The organism is Labrys sp. (in: a-proteobacteria), assembly GCF_047605565.1.
In the GTDB taxonomy this organism is placed as follows: Bacteria; Pseudomonadota; Alphaproteobacteria; order Rhizobiales; family Labraceae; genus Labrys; species Labrys neptuniae.
In genome coordinates this window covers 35,146-53,788 of record NZ_JASGFM010000009.1, presented here as the reverse complement: position 1 = coordinate 53,788, position 18,643 = coordinate 35,146, and the positions used below count along the sequence as shown (strand labels likewise).

Genomic DNA, 18,643 nt, shown 5'->3' with positions numbered 1-18,643 from the left:
AAAACCACAGGGAAGGCCCATGTATCTCACCAAGAAAGTCCGGATGAACCGCCTGTTCGGCGCCGGCAAATGTCTTGACGTCGCCATCGACCACGGCGTGTGCAATGAGCCGTCCTTCCTCGACGGGCTGGAGGACATGGACAAGGTCGTGCGCATGCTGGCCGATGCCGGCCCCGATGCCATCCAGATGAATTACGGCCAGGCCGACCTGCTGCAGGAGATCCCGGGCAAGCACAAGCCTGCTTTGGTGATGCGCATCGACATGGGCAATCCCTATAACCGCCAGCGCCATCGCGAGATGTGGGCCCTCTTGCAGAACGCGCAGGATCCGATCGCCCCGGCGCTGCGCATGGATGCGGCCTGCGTGGTGGTCAATCTCTTCATGCTGCCGGACGAGCCCGGCCTGTTCCGGCAATGCATCGAGAACATTTCGCGCGTGGCCCAGGATTGCGAGAAATACGGCATGCCGCTGATGATCGAGCCTTTGGTCATGCAGCCTGCCAGCGAACGCGGTGGCTATCTCGTCGATGGCGACGCCGAAAAGATCGTGACATTGGTGCGCCTTGCCCGCGAACTCGGCGCCGATATCGTCAAGGCCGACCCGACCAGCGATCCCGCCGATTTCCATCGCGTGGTCGAGGCCGCCCGCTGCCCCGTGCTGGTGCGCGGCGGCGGCAAGGCGGATCTACGCCAGGTCTTCGCCAATTCCCACGCTTTGATGCGCCAGGGCGCGCATGGCATGGTCTATGGCCGCAACATCTACCAGCACGACAACCCGGCCCGCGTGGTCAAGGCCCTGATGGCGATGATCCATCAGGGCGCCGACGATGGTGAGGCCTGGGCCATCTACGAGGCCGCAGCGTGACGCGCCATCTCCTCGGCATCGATGCCGGCAATACCGTGGTCAAGGCCGTCCTGTTCGACCTCGAAGGGCGTGTTCTGGCGCGGGCAGCGCTCGACGGCCAGTCGCGACAGCCCCAGCCCGGCTATGTCGAGCGCGACGTCACCGAACTCTGGGCCAATGCCGCCACGGTGATCCGGCGCTGCCTCGAGGAGGCCGGCGTCGAGGGCAGGGACGTCATCGGCATCGGCACGGCCGGCCACGGCAACGGCCTTTATCTCATCGACCGGGACGACCAGCCCCTCATCGGCATCCAGTCGATCGACAACCGGGCTGCCAGCCTCGCCGCCGAACTGCGCGCCTCGCCGGCTGCCGACGCCCTCTATCCGCTCTGCCTGCAGCGGCCCTGGCCGGCGCAGACGGCGACACTGTTGCTCTGGCTGAAGCAGAACCGCCCCGATCTCTATGCCCGGGCCGGCACCGCCTTCCTGTGCAAGGATGCGCTGACGCTGCTGCTCACCGGCAGGCGCAGCTCCGATTTTTCGGATATGAGCGGCGCGGGTCTGCTGCGGCTGCCCGAGCGGCGCTATGACGAAGCCCTGCTCGCGGCCTATGGCCTCGGCGATGCCGCCGGACTGCTGCCGGAGCTTGTCGAATCCGAAGCCTCGGCCGGCGGCGTCACCGCCAGCGCCGCGGCGGCCACCGGGCTCGCCGAGGGAACGCCGGTCGCCGCCGGCTTCTTCGACATCATCGCCTCGATGATCGGCTCCGGCGTCAACACGCCCGGCGAGGCGGCGATCGTGGCCGGCACCTGGAGCATCAACCAGGTGGTGCGCGAGACGCCGCTGATCGACAACACCATCTTCCACGCCTCGACCTGGCGCCCGGACCGCTATGTCGCGGTCGAATCCAGCGCCACCTCGGCCGTCAATCTCGAATGGTTCGTGCGCGAGTTCGGCGGCGGGCACGGCCCGGCCGCGTTCGAGGACTGCAATGGGCTGGTGGCATCGGTTGCCCCGCATCCGGAGCTGCCGCTGTTCCTGCCCTTCCTGTTCGGCGCGTCCACCCATCCCGACGCGCGCGGCGCCTTCATCGGCCTCGCCGGCTGGCACGGCAAAGCGGAGATGCTCCACGCGCTCTATGAGGGCGTGGTGTTCGAACATCGCCGCCATATCGAGCGCCTGCGCCGCGCCGGTGCCGAAATCACCCGCGCCTCGCTATCCGGCGGCGGCTCGCGCAGTCCCGTCTGGTGCCAGATGTTTGCCGACATCCTCGACCTGCCCGTTACCGTGGCCGAGTGCCAGGAAACCGGTGCCTTGGGGGCAGCGATCGCGGCGGGCGTCGCAGCCGGAACCTTTGCGACGCTCGAAGACGGCATCGCCGCCATGGTGCGCCAGGCCGCGCAGTACCAGCCCCGTACTTCGGACAGGGCGCTGGTGGAGGCGCGCTACCGCCTCTATTGCGGCCTCGCGGAGACCATGCCCGAACACTGGAAACGCTATCGCGAGGGCGCATGAACGAACGTCACGATAGCGAACGTATCGATCTCGGTGCCTATGACTATGTCGTCGTCGGCGCCGGCTCCGGCGGCTGCGTGCTGGCCAACCGGCTCTCCGCCGATCCCAAGGTCCGGGTGCTGCTGCTCGAAGCAGGCGGCTCGGACCGCTATCACTGGATCCATATCCCGGTCGGCTATCTCTATTGCATGGGCAATCCCCGCACCGACTGGGGCTACAGGACCGTGGCCGAACCGGGCCTGAACGGGCGCTCACTCGCCTATCCGCGCGGGCGGGTGATGGGCGGCTGCTCCTCGATCAACGGCATGATCTATATGCGCGGCCAGGCCGCCGACTATGACCAATGGCAGCAGCTCGGCAATGCCGGCTGGGGCTGGGACGACGTGCTGCCGCTGTTCCGGCGCTCGGAGAACCACCATGCCGGGAGCACACCCTTCCATGGCACAGATGGCGAACTGCGCGTCGAGCGCCAGCGCCTGTCCTGGCCGATCCTGGACTCGGTGCGCGAGGCGGCCGAGGAACTCGGCGTGCCCCAGATCGACGACTTCAATGCCGGCGACAACACCGGCTCGGCCTATTTCGAGGTCAACCAGAAGGCCGGCTTTCGCTTCAATGCCGTGAGGGCCTTCATCAATCCCGTCCGGCATCGCAAGAACCTCACCATCCTCACCGAGGCGATGGCCGAGCGCATCCGCTTCGCGAACGGACGTGCCGAGGGCCTCGAATTGAGGCTTGATGGCAAGCCCGCCCACGTCTCGATCAGGCGCGAGCTGGTGCTGGCGGCCGGCGCCATCGGCACGCCGCAGCTCCTGCAGCTTTCCGGCGTCGGCCCGGCGGCGCTGCTGGCCAGGCACGGCATCCCGCTCGTGCTGGAGGCGCCCGGGGTCGGCGAGAACCTGCAGGACCATCTGCAGATCCGCACCGTGTTCAGGATCAGCGGCGCACACACCTTGAACGAATGGCAGGCCTCGCTGCTGGGCAAGGCCGAGATCGCCCTCACCTATGCGCTCAAACGCTCCGGACCGATGGCGATGGCGCCGAGCCAGCTCGGCATCTTCATGAAGTCTGATGCGCGCTTTGCCAGCGCCAATATCGAGTTTCACGTCCAGCCCCTGTCGCTCGACGCCTTCGGTTCGCCGCTGCATCCTTTTCCGGCCATCACCGTCTCGGTCTGCAATCTCCGGCCGGAGGCACGCGGCCATGTCCGCATCGTCTCGCCGGATGCCCGGACCCATCCCGAAATCGCCCCGAACTACCTCTCCACCGAGGGGGACCGCGCCGTCGCGGCCGATTCGATCCGCGCAGCCCGCCGCCTGATGGCGACGAAGCGTATGCAGGCCTTCCGGCCGGAAGAACTGAAGCCCGGGCCGGCGATCCAATCGGCCGAGGATCTCGCCAAGGCCGCCGGCGACATCGCCACCACCATCTTCCATCCAGTCGGCACGGCCCGGATGGGCAGCGATGCGGCGGCCGTGGTCGATCCCGAGCTGCGCCTGCGCGGTATGTCCGGCCTGCGCATCGCCGATGCCTCTGTTATGCCGACCATCGTCTCCGGCAACACCCACGCACCCGTGGTGATGATCGCCGAGAAGGCCTCCGAAATGATCGCGGCGGCCTGGCGGGGGTGATCCAGCATAGATATGACGTCCGCGCTCCCAGGGAGAGCCGAACTTAATGCAGCTAGCAGGACTCTGACGGGACAAGCTTGGTCAGGAGGCCACGTTCAATCGACCAGGCAGCATTTCTTGAATTTCTTGCCGCTGCCGCAAGGGCAAGGATCGTTGCGACCGACATGACGGAAGGGATTGTTAGCCGACTCGAAAGGCGGAAATTCTGCGAACTCGCGAGACATTTCGTCGTCGGCCTCTTCGTGTGACCATCCGCTCAGCTCATCGAGCACGTCTTCGATATAGCCGAGACCGAATTTCTTGAAGCGCGCGGCATCGTCGGGCGCCTTTTCGGCAGCTCGCAGATCCTCTTGGAAATGCTTATAGGACAGGAAAGTGTTATCGAGCAGCTTGCGATCCCACAGCGACTTGGCGAGCGGCGCCATCTCGCTGAGACCGAGCAACGCAACGGCCTGTTGCCAGGAAACCCAGAGAATCGTGCGGGCCGGAGCAGCTTCTTCGTCATAGAAGCGCTGCAGCAGACCGCGCATGTCCACCAGGGGGATGCGCCCCTGTGACGTCAAAAAGACGGCGGCATCCAACAAAGCGTCGCGCACGAATTCACCGATGGAATCGTCGCGGATCGCCTCAAACAAGCTGGCCTGATCGCCATCGAAACAGCCCGCCACGATGCGCTGCAGCGTCTCCGTCACGGCATCTCCAAGAAGCCGCTCAATTTCCTCGGGTGGCAGGCGCAGCAGTCGCAACAAGGGCGCAAAGGCACGTTCCTCGCGGGCGCCGCCAAGGATATGCAGGCCGCGAAACAGCAGAAGGTCGTCTTGTTCAGATAGAGTCTCACCTGCCGCAGCACGCTCGACCAGATTGATCAGGATGGGGGCAACATCGTCGATGCGCACCACGCAGGCGCCTACCGCGACAGCGGGCAGAGTTCTTTCGGTCGCGATCCGGTGCAGCCAAGGCTCCACGGGCAGATTCGCAATCCCCAGCGCTTCGGCAGCCTCGATGTGTCGGGATCCCGTCATGTCATCCTCCTCATCGATGTGCGTCGCACGATAGCCGCCGTTCCGGCTAAGGCAAGCGCCAGGCCAGGGATGGCGCAATTATCCCTGGACCTTGCCGGCATCAACATCTAACCTTGGAATCGTTCCGAGGGGTGTCCTGCGCAAGCGGGGCTGAGATGGCCTAGAGCCGAACCCTTCGAACCTGATCCGGGTCATGCCGGCGAAGGGACGGGAACAGGGCTTTGGCGCTAGAAATTGGCTCCAGATCCCGGAATTGGCTGAGATGCCGGTTCTGCCCAGACAATCGTCGCCCCGGATCTCCATGACTCGCAACGAGGAGGAGATCCATGAATATCCAAAACCCAAAGAACAAGATCGCCGCGCCGCAAAGCGTGACCACGGGGCCGATCGCCGGCTCCCGCAAGGTCTATGCTGCCCCCGCTTCGCATCCTGAGATGCGGGTGCCCTTCCGCGAGATCGCGCTGAGCGACGCTTCGCTCGCCCCCATCCGCGTCTACGATCCGTCCGGCCCCTATACCGAGGACGGCGCCAGCATCGATCTGAAGCAGGGCCTGCCGACCCTGCGCGAGGACTGGATCGCCGGCCGCGGCTTCGCTGCGATCGAGGGTCGTACCGTTAGACCTGAGGACAATGGCAATGTCTCCGCCGACCGGCTGGTGGCGCCCTGCCCCGCCGAACGCAAGCTGCGTCGCGGCGCCGACGGCCAGCTTGTCACCCAATATGAGTTCGCCAAGGCCGGCATCGTCACGCAGGAGATGGTCTACGCCGCCTTCCGCGAGAACCTCGCCCGCGAGAAGGCCCTCGAAGGCGCGGCCGGGCGCCGGGCAGACGGCGAGGATTTCGGTGCGGCCATTCCCGAGTTCGTCACGCCGGAATTCGTGCGCGACGAAATCGCCCTGGGCCGGGCCATCCTACCCGCCAACATCAACCATCTCGAACTCGAGCCGATGGTGATCGGCCGCAACTTCCTGGTGAAGGTCAACGCCAATATCGGCAACTCGGCCGTCACCTCCGGCGCCGCCGAGGAAGTGGAGAAGCTGGTCTGGGCCACGCGCTGGGGCGCCGATACGGTGATGGACCTCTCCACCGGACGCAACATCCACAACATCCGCTCCTGGATCCTGCGCAACTCGCCGGTGCCGATCGGCACGGTGCCGATCTACCAGGCGCTGGAGAAGGTCGACGGCGATCCCTTGAAGCTCGACTGGGAAGTCTTCAAGGATACGCTGATCGAGCAGGCCGAGCAGGGCGTCGACTATTTCACCATCCATGCCGGCGTTCGCCTCGCCCATGTGCCGCTCACCGCCAGCCGCGTCACCGGCATCGTCTCGCGCGGCGGCTCGATCATGGCGCGCTGGTGCCTGGCCGGGCATCGCGAGAGCTTCCTCTATGAGCATTTCGGCGACATCTGCGACATCATGCGCCGCTATGACGTCTCCTTCTCGCTCGGCGACGGCTTGCGTCCCGGCTCGATCGCCGATGCCAACGACGCCGCCCAGTTCGCCGAACTGGAGACGCTGGGCGAACTGACCAAGATCGCCTGGGACAGGGGCTGCCAGGTGATGATCGAGGGGCCGGGCCATGTGCCTATGCACAAGATCAAGCAGAACATGGACAAGCAGCTTGCCGCCTGCGGCGAGGCTCCCTTCTACACGCTCGGGCCGCTGACGACCGACATTGCGCCGGGCTATGATCACATCACCTCCGGCATCGGCGCGGCGATGATCGGCTGGTTCGGCACGGCGATGCTCTGCTACGTCACGCCCAAGGAGCATCTCGGCCTGCCCAACCGCGACGACGTCAAGACCGGCGTGATCACCTATCGCATCGCCGCCCATGCCGCCGATCTCGCCAAGGGCCATCCCGCCGCCAAGGTCCGCGACGACGCCCTGTCGCAGGCCCGCTTCGACTTCCGCTGGGAGGACCAGTTCAACCTCTCCCTCGATCCGGATACGGCGCGCGCCTATCACGACGAGACCTTGCCCAAGGATGTGCACAAGGTCGCGCATTTCTGCTCGATGTGCGGGCCGAAATTCTGCTCGATGAAGATCACGCAGGATCTTCGCGACGAGGTGCGGGCGATGGAGGAAGCCGCGCGGCAGGGCATGGCGGAAAAATCGCGCGAATTCCTCGAACAGGGCGGGGCCCTCTATGTCCCGGCCGAATGACGTCAAGCGCGTCACCGTGGTGGGGGCCGGCGTCGCCGGCCTCGTCACGGCGATGGAATGCGCGGCGCGAGGCGCCGAGGTCGAGATCCTGGAGCGCAGCGAGGTCCTGGGTGTCCAGGCCTGTTCCTGGCTGGCCGGCGGTATGCTGGCGCCCTGGTGCGAACGAGAAAGCGCCGAGATCGAGGTCGAGCGGCGCGGCGAACTCGCGCTCGCCTGGTGGCCGCGCCATGTGCGGGAAACCGTGCAGCGCGGCACGCTGGTGGTCGCTCCCGCCCGCGACGGCAGCGAGATTGCCCGTTTCGCCCGCCGTACGAAGGCGCATGTCCCGGTAGACGTATCAGGCATCGCCACGCTCGAGCCGGACCTTGCCGGCCGCTTCCACCAGGGCCTGTTCTTTCCGCGCGAAGCCCATCTCGACCCGAGACGGGCGCTGCAGGTGCTGGCCGGGCGCCTCGCCGACCTCGGCGTCGCCATCCGCTTCGGGATCGAAGCCGAGCCGCACGCCCTCGATGCGGATGCCGTGATCGACTGCCGCGGCTTTGCTGCGCGCGCCGAACTGCCCGATCTGCGCGGTGTCCGGGGCGAGGCCATCGTGGTCCACGCGCCGGGCGTCACCCTCTCCCGGCCCGTGCGTTTCCTGCACCCGCGTTTTCCGCTCTATATCGTGCCGCGCGCCGACCATCGCTTCATGATCGGCGCCACCATGATCGAGAGCGAGCATAGGGGGCCGCCGACCCTGCGCTCGACCATGGAACTGATTGCAGCCGCCTTCAGCCTGCATCCGGCCTTCGGCGAGGCCGAAATCCTCGAGCTCGAAGCCGGACTGCGCCCCGCCTTTCCCGACAATCTGCCGCGCCTCACCGTGGTCGGGCGCGTCATCTCGCTCAACGGCCTGTTCCGCCACGGTTTCCTGCTCTCGCCGGCCCTGGCCCAGGAAGCCGCCGACCGAATCCTGCCCGTGCGGACAGCCCAGCAAGGAGTTTGCGCATGACCTTGACCGTCAACGGCGAACGCCAGGAAACCGAGGCCGCCACCCTCGCCCGCCTGCTCGAGGCGCTCGAACTCGGCGACAGCGTGGTGGCCACCGCCCTGAATGGCCGCTTCGTCAGGGCCGTCGATCGCGATCGGACCGCCCTCAAGGACGGCGATGCAGTCGAGATTCTCGCGCCCCGGCAGGGAGGGTGACGGAGCGCGGACATCACAGCGACATGCAGACATGTCGCGATGTCCGCTCTTCCCTTTTCACGACGCGTTGCGGTTCAAGAGCGGACGAGACGTCCGCGCACCCGGAAATGACACCATGACCGACACCCTCATTTTCTACGACACCCCCTTCACCTCCCGCCTGCTGCTCGGCACGGCGCAATATCCCTCGCCCGCCATTCTCGCCGAGGCCGTGCGCGCGTCCGGGGCCGGCATCGTCACCGTCTCGTTGCGCCGGGAGTCCGGCGGGGAGCGCAGCGGCCAGAGCTTCTGGGGCCTGATCCGCGAGCTCGGCGTCAAGGTGCTGCCCAACACCGCCGGCTGCCATAGCGTGAAGGAAGCGGTGACGACGGCGCAGATGGCACGCGAAGTCTTCGGCACGAGCTGGATCAAGCTGGAGGTGATCGGCGACGCCGATACCTTGCAGCCCGATGTCTTCGGCCTGGTGGAGGCGGCCCGCATCCTCGTCTCCGAAGGCTTCGAGGTATTCCCCTACACCACCGAGGACCTGGTGGTGGCCGAACGCCTGGTCGACGCCGGCTGCCGGGTGCTGATGCCCTGGGGCGCACCGATCGGCTCGGGGCGCGGTCTCAACAATGTCTATGGGCTGCGCAGCATGCGGGCGCATTTCCCCGGCATTCCGCTGGTGGTCGATGCCGGCATCGGCACGCCATCGCACGCGGCGCATGCCATGGAACTCGGCTATGACGCGGTGCTGCTCAACACCGCCGTCGCCAAGGCGGGCGATCCCGCCGGCATGGCGCGGGCCTTTGCGCTGGGCATCGAGGCCGGGCGCCTCGCCTTCCTTGCCGACCCCATGTTGCCGCGCGACATGGCAGCCCCCTCGACACCAGTCTTCGGCCAGGCAAATCTGGATTCGGCGGTGCTGGCATGAGCATCATCGACACTATCTGGCGGCTCGATCCCTTCTATCCCGTGGTCGACAGCGTCGACTGGGTCGAGCGACTGGTAAAGCAGGGCACGAAACTGGTGCAGCTGCGCATCAAGGATCGCGACGACGAGACTGTTATGCCCGAGATCCGCGCAGCCTTGACGGTCTGCCGCGCCTATGGCGCCGATCTGGTGGTCAACGATTATTGGCGGGCGGCCATCGCGGCCGGTGCCGATTTCCTCCATCTCGGCCAGGGCGACCTCGACACTGCCGACCTCGCCGCCATCCGCGCTGCAGGGCTGAAGCTCGGCATCTCGACGCATGACCACGCCGAGCTCGCGCGCGCGCTCGCGCGCGATCCTGATTATGTGGCGCTGGGGCCGATCTATCCCACCACGCTCAAGGTGATGCCTTTCGCTCCGCAGGGGCTGGAGCGCATCGGCGAATGGAAAAAGCTGATCGGCGACCTGCCGCTGGTCGCCATCGGCGGCATCACCCTCGAACGGGCGCCGGCCTGCCTCGCCGCCGGGGCCGACGTCATCGCCATGGTCAGCGACGTTGTCAGGCATCCCGATCCGGACGCTCGTACCCAAGCCTGGTTGGCCGCGACCCGGCCGGCTTCGGTCAGGACATGACGGCAATCGCGCTCAGCATTGCCGGTTCCGATTCGGGCGGCGGAGCCGGTATCCAGGCCGACCTTGCCGCCTTTCGCGCCTTCGGCGTGTTCGGCACCACTGTTATCACCGCCGTGACGGCGCAGAACACCCGCGGCATCAGCGCCATCCATGCAGTCCCGCCGGACGTGCTCGCAGCGCAGCTCGATGCCGTGCTCGACGATTTCGAGGTCAGAGCCATCAAGATCGGCATGGTGCCGAGCGCCGGGCACGCGCGCGCCATCGCCGAAAGGCTGACAGGCTTGGGATTGCCCATCGTGCTCGATCCGGTGATGTCGGCGAGCACCGGCCGGCTGCTGGGCGAGACGGGGACGCTCGCGGCCCTCAAGGCCGATCTCCTGCCGCTCGCCACCTGCCTGACGCCAAATCTGCCGGAAGCGGCAATCCTGTTGAACGAGGCATTGGCGGAGAGCGAAGCGCAAATGATCGAGCAAGCCCAGGCCCTTCTCGAGTTCGGTCCGCGGGCAGTCCTGCTGAAGGGGGGACATGGCCATCTCGGCGAGGCGGTCGACATTCTCGCTACCCGCGATGATACCCGGCGCTTTGCCGGAGCCTGGGTCAGAACCCCAAACCTGCATGGGACGGGCTGCGCGCTCTCTTCGGCCATTGCCGCCAACCTCGCGGGCGGCCGCACACTCGCCGCCTCGGTTGGACGCGCCAAGGAATGGCTGGCGGATTGCCTGAAAGCCGGAATCAAGCTCCAAATCGGGTGTGGCTGTGGCCCTGCCGTGCCTTTTTGAGAGAAAATCGAGCAGCCATGCAAAAGATGCAGTCCTGCCCCCTCATTGCAGCAAAGCAATCCCACGCCACATTCCGCCCCACAATGTGGCGCAAATGGGGCAGGTTCTTTGCACAATTGCCAAGCGGCTCGACTTGGTCCGGACCGTGCTGCAGAGCAGCATGAAGCGTCTCACAAGCATAGATCCCCCCTCATCGCCACCGACAGCGGTGATACCCTACGGCTAATTCGCTGACGTTCAATTCAAACAACACGTATAGTTCTTGGAATTTTTATTAATTACCCCGAAACTCAAATTCTATTGGGAAAACTTTTGCGACCGCGAAAGTCATTTAATTGCATTTTAACTGTATGATGCCATCGCATCTGTCTTATTTTTGCCTTGAAATCTGCGCGGGCCTGTCACCAGTTCGAAGGCCGGTGTGGCGAAAACGCTACAGACTCCGTCAACGCTTTCTGCTTATATCCAGCCACTGTGATTTTCCGGTTTTTGGAGTATCGAACTATGAAAATGCGTTTGGCCCTCGCGGCTCTCCTCCTCACCTCGACCTCGGCTTTCGCTGCCGACCTGGCTCCCCAGGCTGTCGAGCCGGTCGCTCCGGTCGTCGCTCCCGTCTACAACTGGACCGGCTTCTACGCTGGTATCCATGCTGGCGCTGCCATCGGCCAGGGCAAGATTGACCACGCCAAGCTCAATGGCACCGGTTTCCTCGGCGGCGTGCATGCCGGCTACAATGCCCAGTTCGACGGCGGCTGGGTCGTTGGTCTCGAGACCGACATCGACTATTCGAGCGTCAAGAAGTCCAAGGCTGTCACCGATGGCGACATCGTCACTCGCGCCACCCTCAAGAACGAGTGGCAGGGTTCGACCCGCGCTCGCTTCGGCTATGCCTTCGACAACATCCTGCCCTACGTGACGGGCGGTGTTGCCTACGGCAACGTCAAGACCAGCATTGCCGGCGTTGGTTCCAAGACCGACACCCGCGTGGGTTGGACCGCTGGCGCTGGCGTCGAATACGCCATCGACCAGAACTGGATCGTTCGCGGCGAAGCCCGCTATGTCGACCTCGGAGACAAGAGCAGCACCTTCGGCGGCACTCGCCACAAGGTGAAGTTCAACTCCACCGACCTGACCCTCGGCGTGAGCTACAAGTTCTGATCCGCGTATCTGGATCATTGCGTAAGGAAGAGCCCGGCGGAAGCCGGGCTTTTTCTTTTGCCGGTATCGGGTTGCAAAACAGCCACGCCGAAACGCTGGCTATCGTTATGGCACGGCGCCGCACGCCACGGTCAGCTCCCAGGGCGGCTCGAAGCAAGTTCCGGGACAAAATTCGTTCTGACCGAGCCATTCCTTCGACTGCGCTCGCCGCTCACCAGAACATTTTGCGATTCCTGGCGATTCGTTCCGTTCCGACCGTGGGACGTTCCAGTTCCCTCTCGCCCCTACGCCGGGGTGTACTGGTGCCGAACCAACCTTCGGCAAGACCGGCCTCTGTCGCGCAACGGCCGATGCAAAGCACAACTCGACACTATACTTGGCTTGAAGATGGCACAATTGTCACGGATCGGCGCCACCCCATTGCAACGCGGCCGTACATCTGAATTTAATTTCAAATTTCTTCGAATTTAATTATTACATTCATAAATCTAATACAATTTTAACCTTATCTCAATGGGTCCGTTTTTGGATTTTCGAAACAAGCACGACTCCAGCTTCGTTCGTTTGTCTAGCACTGTGACCGGAATGCTACAGACTCCCAGGACGGTTTCTGTTTATATGCTCCCACACTGAATTTCCGGCCCTGGAGTCCTAGTAATGAAAATGCGTTTGGCCCTCGCGGCTCTCCTCCTCACCTCGACCTCGGCTTTCGCTGCCGACCTGGCTCCCCAGGCTGTCGAGCCGGTCGCTCCGGTCGTCGCTCCCGTCTACAACTGGACCGGCTTCTACGCTGGTGTCCACGCCGGTGCACTGATCGGCCAGGGCAAGGTTGACCATGCCAAGTTCGACGGTGCAGGCTTCCTCGGCGGCGTGCATGCCGGCTATAATGCGCAGTTCGACGGCGGCTGGGTCGTTGGTCTTGAGACCGACATCGACTATTCGAGCTTCAAGAAGTCGAAGTCGATCACCGATGGCGAAGTCGTTGCCCGCGGCACCCTCAAGAACGAGTGGATGGGCTCGACCCGCGCTCGCTTCGGCTATGCCTTCGACAATATCCTGCCCTACGTGACGGGCGGTGTTGCTTACGGCAACGTCAAGACCAGCATTGCCGGCGTGGGTTCCAAGACCGACACCCGCGTGGGTTGGACCGCTGGCGCCGGCGTCGAATACGCCATCGACCCGAACTGGATCGTTCGTGGCGAAGCCCGCTATATCGACCTCGGCGACAAGAGCGTCACCATTGCCGGCGACCGCACGAAGGTGAAGTTCGACGCCGTCGACCTGAATCTCGGCGTGAGCTACAAGTTCTGATCCGCGTATCTGGATCAATGTGCAGGAAAAGCCCGGCGAAAGCCGGGCTTTTTCTTTTCCGGACCATGAACCGAATATCGCCACATGTCTGGGTACAGCTGGCGGGAATATTGGCAAGGACATCTCCTGCGGCGACCTCGCTTCGATGCCTAGTCCTGCAGTCATTATTTTCTTCGTCTCATCAAGTCATATTGAAAGCCCTTCATGTCCGCCGTTCAGGACACGCCCTCCCTTCTTCGCCATAGCGACTTCGGACTGTTCTGGACAGCCCGCGTGTTTTCCACCGGCTGTTTCCAGATCATCTCCGTGGTGATCGGCTGGCAGATCTATGATCTCACCCGTTCAGCCCTTCATCTCGGCCTCGTCGGCCTCTGCCAATTCCTGCCGATGCTGGTGCTGTTCATTCCAGCCGGCCATATCGCAGACCGCTTCGACCGTCGTACCGTCGTGCGTTGCTGCCAGATGGTGGCGGGATTGACGGGGGCAGGACTCGCTTTTGCTTCCTGGCAAGGCATGATCAGCCCAGCGATCATTTTCGCCGCCGCCGTCGTGATCGGCGCCTGTCGCACTTTCGAGATGCCGACGACGGCCGCCCTGCTCCCGATGATCGTCAGCCCCCGCCAATTGCCGCGCGCGCTGGCCCTGTCGGCCTCAGCCATTCAGACCGCCACCATCATCGGTCCCGCTTTGGGAGGCCTGCTCTACATCGTCGGCCCCGGCCCAGCCTATCTTTTCGTCGCGTGCTTCTACGGCTTGGCCTCGATCCTGGTTTCACGGCTCCGGATCCTCGTGCCGCCCGCCGCACGCGAACCGGCGACCCTCAAATCGGTGTTTTCGGGCTTCTCCTTCATCAGGAGCCGGCCGATCATCCTTGGAGCGATCTCGCTCGACATGGTCGCGGTGCTGCTCGGTGGCGCCACGGCCCTGCTGCCGATCTATGCCCGCGACATTCTCCACACCAATGCCTTCGGTCTCGGCGTGCTCAGGGCATCCCCGGCCCTCGGCGCCCTGTCCATGTCCCTGATCCTGGCGCGTTGGCCGCTGGAGCGGCGGGTTGGCCTGAAGATGTTCGGGGCCGTCGCGGTGTTCGGCCTCGCCACCATCGTCTTCGGCCTGTCGTCCTGGTTTGCACTTTCGCTGCCGGCGCTGGTGGTGATGGGTGCCGCCGACGTCGTCAGCGTGGTGGTGCGTTCAACCCTGGTCCAGCTCGGCACGCCCGACGCAATGCGGGGGCGGGTCAGTGCCGTCAACGCCATGTTCGTCGGCACCTCCAACCAGTTGGGAGAGTTCGAATCGGGCCTTACCGCTGCCCTGTTCGGCCCGGTGGAGGCCGTGGTGCTCGGCGGCCTGGGCACGATCCTCGTTGCCCTGGCCTGGTCGCGCCTGTTCAAGTCGCTGCGCGATGCCGATCGTTTCCCAAGCAGGAGTGCGTGAAGGGGAGGCTCTCCCCTCCTCCACGATCGGCGCAAGCACCTCACACGACATGCCTCGACAAGTCGCCCCGGCCTGCCCATGGTGCTGGCATGCGCACGTCCTCCTTCAAACGCGATTCGAAGCCGACTCCTCCCGGTGAAGTGCCTCCGGATCTGACGATCTCCGGCATTATCGACCGGGTGACCTATCACAATGCCGAAAACGGCTTCGCCGTGCTCCGCGTCAAGGTGAAGGGGCGCAAGGACCTGGCCACCGTGATCGGTCGCACCGCGGCCATCGCTCCCGGCGAAAAACTCGAGGCGGAAGGGCGCTGGAGCGTCGATCCCGAGCGAGGCCTGCAGTTCCGTGCCGATGTCATCCGCACCACGCCGCCCGGCTCCGCATCCGGTATCGAGCGCTACCTTGCCTCCGGCCTGGTCCGCGGCATCGGCCAGGAAACCGCCAAGAAGCTGGTGACAGCCTTCGGCAAGGACACGCTCAAGGTCCTCGACAGCGAACCGGACCGGCTGAGCGAGGTGGCGGGCCTGTCGCCCCAGCGCATCCGCCTGATCCGAGAAGGCTGGAGCGCCCAGCAGGAGTTCCGTGACGTCCTGGTCTTTCTTACCGAGCACGGGCTCGGGGCGACGCGTGCCGCCAGCGTGCAGAAGGCGCTCGGCACCAATGCGGTCGAACTGATCAAGGCCGATCCCTACCGGCTGTCACGCGAAGTCAAGGGGTTCGACTTCCGCACCGCCGACCAGTTTGCCCTCAGTCTCGGGCATGAACGCGAGGATCCCTCGCGCCTCACCGCCGGCCTGCTCTGGGCGCTGGGCGAGGGCGCCACCAACGGCCATTGCGGCGTACCGCGCGAAGCCCTGTTCGAACGGGCCGGCCGTGTGCTGGAGGTGGACGACTATCTCTTCAACGATGCCGCCACCCGCCTGCTGCAGACCCGCTTGATCATCGGCGACACCATCGAGGGGGCCCCGTCCTACTTCCTGCCGGCGCTGTGGAACGCCGAGGAGGCCGTTGCCACCAGGCTGAAGCAGATGGCCGGCGGCAGCCCGCCCTGGCGTCAGGAGGGCCTGCACCAGGCGGTGCTGGATACCGAAGCTCGCACCCGCAAGCGTCTCGCCCCCGCCCAGGCGCTCGCGGTGGAGACGGCCCTCGCTTCCAAGCTGCTGGTGATCACTGGTGGCCCGGGCGTCGGCAAGACCACCATCATCGACACCATCATCAAGGCGCTCGAGCGCAAGGATGTGACGATCGCCCTGTGCGCGCCGACCGGCCGCGCCGCCAAGCGCATGGCCGAAAGCACCGGCCAGGAGGCCAAGACCATCCATCGCCTGCTGGAAATCGATCCGGTCTCGGGCACGTTCCGCCGACAGCGGGCCTATCCGCTCGATGCCGACCTCGTCATCGCCGACGAGGCCAGCATGATCGACATCGAGCTGATGCGCGCCTTGCTCGATGCCCTTTCACCGCGTGCCGCGCTGGTTCTGGTGGGCGATGCCGACCAGTTGCCCTCGGTCGGCCCCGGCCAGGTTCTGGCCGATATCATCGCCTCCCAAGTCATTCCCGTGGTGCGGCTCACCGAAGTGTTCCGCCAGGCCGAAACCAGCCGCATCATTGCCGCGGCCCATGCCGTCAATCACGGCGAGGTGCCGGAAGGCGCCAAAAGTCCCGATGACGGCGATTTCTTCGTCGTCGACATGGCGACGGCTGAGGATGGCGCCAACAAGGTGATCGACATCGTCACCAACCGCCTGCCGCGCCGCTTTGGCCTCGATCCTGTCAGGGACATCCATGTGCTGACACCGATGAACAAGGGGCCACTGGGTTCGCAGACGCTGACGCAAGCGCTGCGCGAGGTCCTCAATCCGGCCCGCGAAGGCGCGATCGTGCGCGAATTCGGTACCTTCGCCCCGCATGACAAGGTCATGCAGATCGACAATGACTATGATCGTGAAATCTTCAACGGCGATATCGGCTTCGTCACCCGCACGGATGTGAAGGCGGGGCAGCTCACCGTCACCTTCGACGGACGCGACGTCCACTACACCACCGCGCAGCTCGACAGCCTGGTGCCGGCCTATGCCACCACCATCCACAAGGCCCAGGGCTCGGAATATCCGGCGGTGGTGGTGGTGATCTCCAACGCCCATTATCCGATGCTGGCGCGCAACCTGCTCTATACGGCGATTACCCGCGGCAAGCGGCTGGTGGTGGTGGTCGCCGAAAGACGCGCCCTGAGGCTGGCGGCGGAAAATGCCATGGGGCGTCGGCGCTGGACCCGGCTCCGCGAAAAATTGGCTGCGCCCGCGCCGGATGTTTCCTGAAGAACCCTTGCCGTCATGGTACGGCGCTATACAAACATCTTGCAGAGATCGGCAAAGATGGGGGCGGGAATGTTGCGGCGAGCCATGATTGGCGCCTGGGTGCTGGCGGCTTCGGCCGTTCCGATCGGTTCGGCTTCCGCCCAGACGAAACCGGCGCCCGCCGCGCCGGCACCGGCCGCTCCCCTCGATGCCGCTTTCGAAGCTGCCAAGGCGGCGGCTGCAGCGATGGGAGCGGGAGATTTCGCCTCCATCCAGCAGGACCTGATCTGGACCGGCGATCTCAACTCCCTGCCATCGGGCGAGATGGGCAAGCGCAGCTATGAGGCGATCCGCGCCTTCCAGAAGCGCATCAAGGCCAAGGAAACCGGCATATTCACGCCGCCCCAACGCATCACCCTCGCCCAGCACGCCGCCAAATTCACGGCGCGCTACGGCTTTACGACAATCACCGAACGCGGCATCACCCTGGGCTATCCGGCCAAGCTCACCACCGAGCGCACGGAAGGCAAGAACGGCCCCCATTTCGCCACCCCCAAGAACGACACCAAGGGGAACGACGTCACCCTCGACATCCTCGCCATCCCGGCCGAGAAGGAGAGCTTCGAGGCCCTGTTCACCCGCCTCAAGACGGAGCGGCCCGGGCGCAAGGTGACCTATTCGCTGCTGCGCCCGGATTTCCTGGTGGTCGCCGGCAGCAATGACGGCAAGAGCTTCTATCTGCGTTTCGTCAAGACCGACACCGATTCACGCGGCTTCGCCCTCGGCTGGGACCCGGCGCTTTCACCCGGCTTCGATCGGGTTTCCATTGCAATGGCCTCTTCGATGAAATTGGCCGATGGCGGCAAGCCGGCTGCAGTGGCTCCGCCGATCTTCAAGCCCGCCGACAAGCCGGCTCCCCCACCCGAACCGCCGAAGCCGACCGGTCCGCCTGTGCCCTTGCCATCAGGCGCCTCGACGGCGGCCAAAACCGGCCCGGGCACGCTTGTGTCGCCGAACGGCGATATCCTGACCTATGCCGGCCTGGTGGCGGGATGCGAAACGGTGACGCTGCAGGGCGGCGCCCCGGCCAAGGTGGTCGCCGGCGATCTCGGCAATGACGTCGCGCTGGTCCGGGCCAACCCAGCTCCAGGCCCGGCACCGCTCGCCTGGCGGCAGCCGGCGCTGGCGCAAGGTGATGCTGTCGCCCTGCTGTCCGGCTCCGCGCCGGTCGCCACCACCATCACGGCACTGGTTGGCAGCAATGACGACAGTCGCCGCGTATCGCTCGCAACGGGCGCCCCCGGCGCCTTGATCGACAAGGATGGCGCCTTGGCAGGCCTTGCCGCCGCCAATGGCGACCCGACAGCCTTGAAGGGCCTGTTCGTCACCGCCTTCCTGCGCGCCAGCGGCGTCACGCCTCCCGAGCGCGGCGGCGACCCGAGCAAAGCCACCGTCACGCTGACCTGCACGCCGAAGCCATAGAGCAAGGGGGTGCCTACAGGCCGGTGCGTTACTTGCGTATCTCTCCCTCCGCGCCGCGATGGTAAGAAAAGACCGCCACCCTTCTTGGCAAACTTCGGCACTTCGCTACGACAGGTCCCGGTGCATCGTCACTTGCACTTTTCATTATTGCCAAACGCCAATCCATTGTAACAAATGATCCAGAGTTCGGCCTCGCCTCCAAACCTGTCGACGAAGGTCCCTGCGGGCGGATCTCGGCGGGCAAGGGTCTCGAGGGAAACGGCCGGCTTGCTGTTC

15 protein-coding genes and 1 riboswitch are annotated in these 18,643 nt (G+C 64.9%); of the genes, 14 read left to right on the top strand and 1 reads right to left on the bottom strand.

The genetic code is table 11. The features are described from left to right. Nucleotides 1–19 precede the first annotated feature (19 nt). Genes QM672_RS10890 through QM672_RS10880 form a run of 3 tightly spaced genes read left to right on the top strand, consistent with a single transcriptional unit; the run spans nucleotide 20 to nucleotide 3,986 of the window. Nucleotides 20–865, top strand: coding sequence for an aldolase (locus tag QM672_RS10890; RefSeq protein ID WP_311939161.1), 846 nt, complete (start codon nucleotides 20–22; stop codon nucleotides 863–865). Then, nucleotides 862–2,358 carry an FGGY-family carbohydrate kinase gene (locus tag QM672_RS10885; RefSeq protein ID WP_415082528.1) on the top strand — a complete coding sequence of 499 codons (1,497 nt, stop codon included), beginning with the start codon at nucleotides 862–864 and terminating at the stop codon, nucleotides 2,356–2,358. The genes QM672_RS10890 and QM672_RS10885 overlap by 4 nt, the downstream gene beginning before the upstream one ends. Then, nucleotides 2,355–3,986 carry a GMC family oxidoreductase gene (locus QM672_RS10880; RefSeq protein WP_415082526.1) on the top strand — a complete coding sequence of 544 codons (1,632 nt, stop codon included), beginning with the start codon at nucleotides 2,355–2,357 and terminating at the stop codon, nucleotides 3,984–3,986. The genes QM672_RS10885 and QM672_RS10880 overlap by 4 nt, the downstream gene beginning before the upstream one ends. A gap of 95 nt (nucleotides 3,987–4,081) precedes the next feature. On the opposite strand, the gene QM672_RS10875 is transcribed toward QM672_RS10880, so the two are convergent. Then, a complete protein-coding gene (locus QM672_RS10875; RefSeq protein ID WP_415082524.1) occupies nucleotides 4,082–5,008 on the bottom strand; it encodes a DUF1186 domain-containing protein in 927 nt (308 codons plus the stop codon). A 117-nt stretch (nucleotides 5,009–5,125) separates the two neighbouring features. Beyond that, a riboswitch (TPP riboswitch) is annotated at nucleotides 5,126–5,233 on the top strand. A gap of 101 nt (nucleotides 5,234–5,334) precedes the next feature. Between QM672_RS10875 and thiC the strand changes: the two genes are divergently transcribed. From thiC to QM672_RS10820, 11 genes are all read left to right on the top strand, one after another. Continuing rightward, the gene (gene thiC, locus QM672_RS10870) at nucleotides 5,335–7,176 is read left to right on the top strand and encodes a phosphomethylpyrimidine synthase ThiC (protein WP_415082522.1); all 1,842 of its coding nucleotides are present in this window, start codon (nucleotides 5,335–5,337) and stop codon (nucleotides 7,174–7,176) included. Continuing rightward, on the top strand, nucleotides 7,160–8,167 hold the full coding sequence (gene thiO, locus QM672_RS10865; protein ID WP_311939153.1) for a glycine oxidase ThiO: 1,008 nt from the start codon (nucleotides 7,160–7,162) through the stop codon (nucleotides 8,165–8,167). The genes thiC and thiO overlap by 17 nt, the downstream gene beginning before the upstream one ends. After that, the gene (gene thiS / locus QM672_RS10860) at nucleotides 8,164–8,361 is read left to right on the top strand and encodes a sulfur carrier protein ThiS (RefSeq protein ID WP_311939151.1); all 198 of its coding nucleotides are present in this window, start codon (nucleotides 8,164–8,166) and stop codon (nucleotides 8,359–8,361) included. The genes thiO and thiS overlap by 4 nt, the downstream gene beginning before the upstream one ends. Before the next feature lie 115 nt (nucleotides 8,362–8,476). Further along, entirely contained in the window at nucleotides 8,477–9,274 is a 798-nt protein-coding gene (locus tag QM672_RS10855) for a thiazole synthase (RefSeq protein ID WP_415082519.1), read from the top strand. Further along, nucleotides 9,271–9,906 (top strand): thiamine phosphate synthase, encoded by a 636-nt coding sequence (locus QM672_RS10850; protein WP_415082517.1) that lies wholly within the window; start codon nucleotides 9,271–9,273, stop codon nucleotides 9,904–9,906. The genes QM672_RS10855 and QM672_RS10850 overlap by 4 nt, the downstream gene beginning before the upstream one ends. Continuing rightward, the gene (thiD, locus tag QM672_RS10845; RefSeq protein WP_367623812.1) at nucleotides 9,903–10,685 is read left to right on the top strand and encodes a bifunctional hydroxymethylpyrimidine kinase/phosphomethylpyrimidine kinase; all 783 of its coding nucleotides are present in this window, start codon (nucleotides 9,903–9,905) and stop codon (nucleotides 10,683–10,685) included. The genes QM672_RS10850 and thiD overlap by 4 nt, the downstream gene beginning before the upstream one ends. Nucleotides 10,686–11,189: 504 nt before the next feature. Further along, on the top strand, nucleotides 11,190–11,843 hold the full coding sequence (locus QM672_RS10840; RefSeq protein WP_367623811.1) for an outer membrane protein: 654 nt from the start codon (nucleotides 11,190–11,192) through the stop codon (nucleotides 11,841–11,843). A gap of 657 nt (nucleotides 11,844–12,500) precedes the next feature. Further along, the gene (locus QM672_RS10835; protein WP_415082514.1) at nucleotides 12,501–13,154 is read left to right on the top strand and encodes an outer membrane protein; all 654 of its coding nucleotides are present in this window, start codon (nucleotides 12,501–12,503) and stop codon (nucleotides 13,152–13,154) included. Between the two features lie 204 nt (nucleotides 13,155–13,358). Beyond that, entirely contained in the window at nucleotides 13,359–14,588 is a 1,230-nt protein-coding gene (locus tag QM672_RS10830) for an MFS transporter (protein WP_415082512.1), read from the top strand. 89 nt (nucleotides 14,589–14,677) lie between these two features. Further along, nucleotides 14,678–16,906, top strand: coding sequence for an ATP-dependent RecD-like DNA helicase (locus tag QM672_RS10825; RefSeq protein ID WP_415082510.1), 2,229 nt, complete (start codon nucleotides 14,678–14,680; stop codon nucleotides 16,904–16,906). Between the two features lie 69 nt (nucleotides 16,907–16,975). Further along, nucleotides 16,976–18,367, top strand: coding sequence for a hypothetical protein (locus QM672_RS10820; RefSeq protein WP_415082508.1), 1,392 nt, complete (start codon nucleotides 16,976–16,978; stop codon nucleotides 18,365–18,367). The last annotated feature ends 276 nt before the right edge of the window (nucleotides 18,368–18,643 follow it).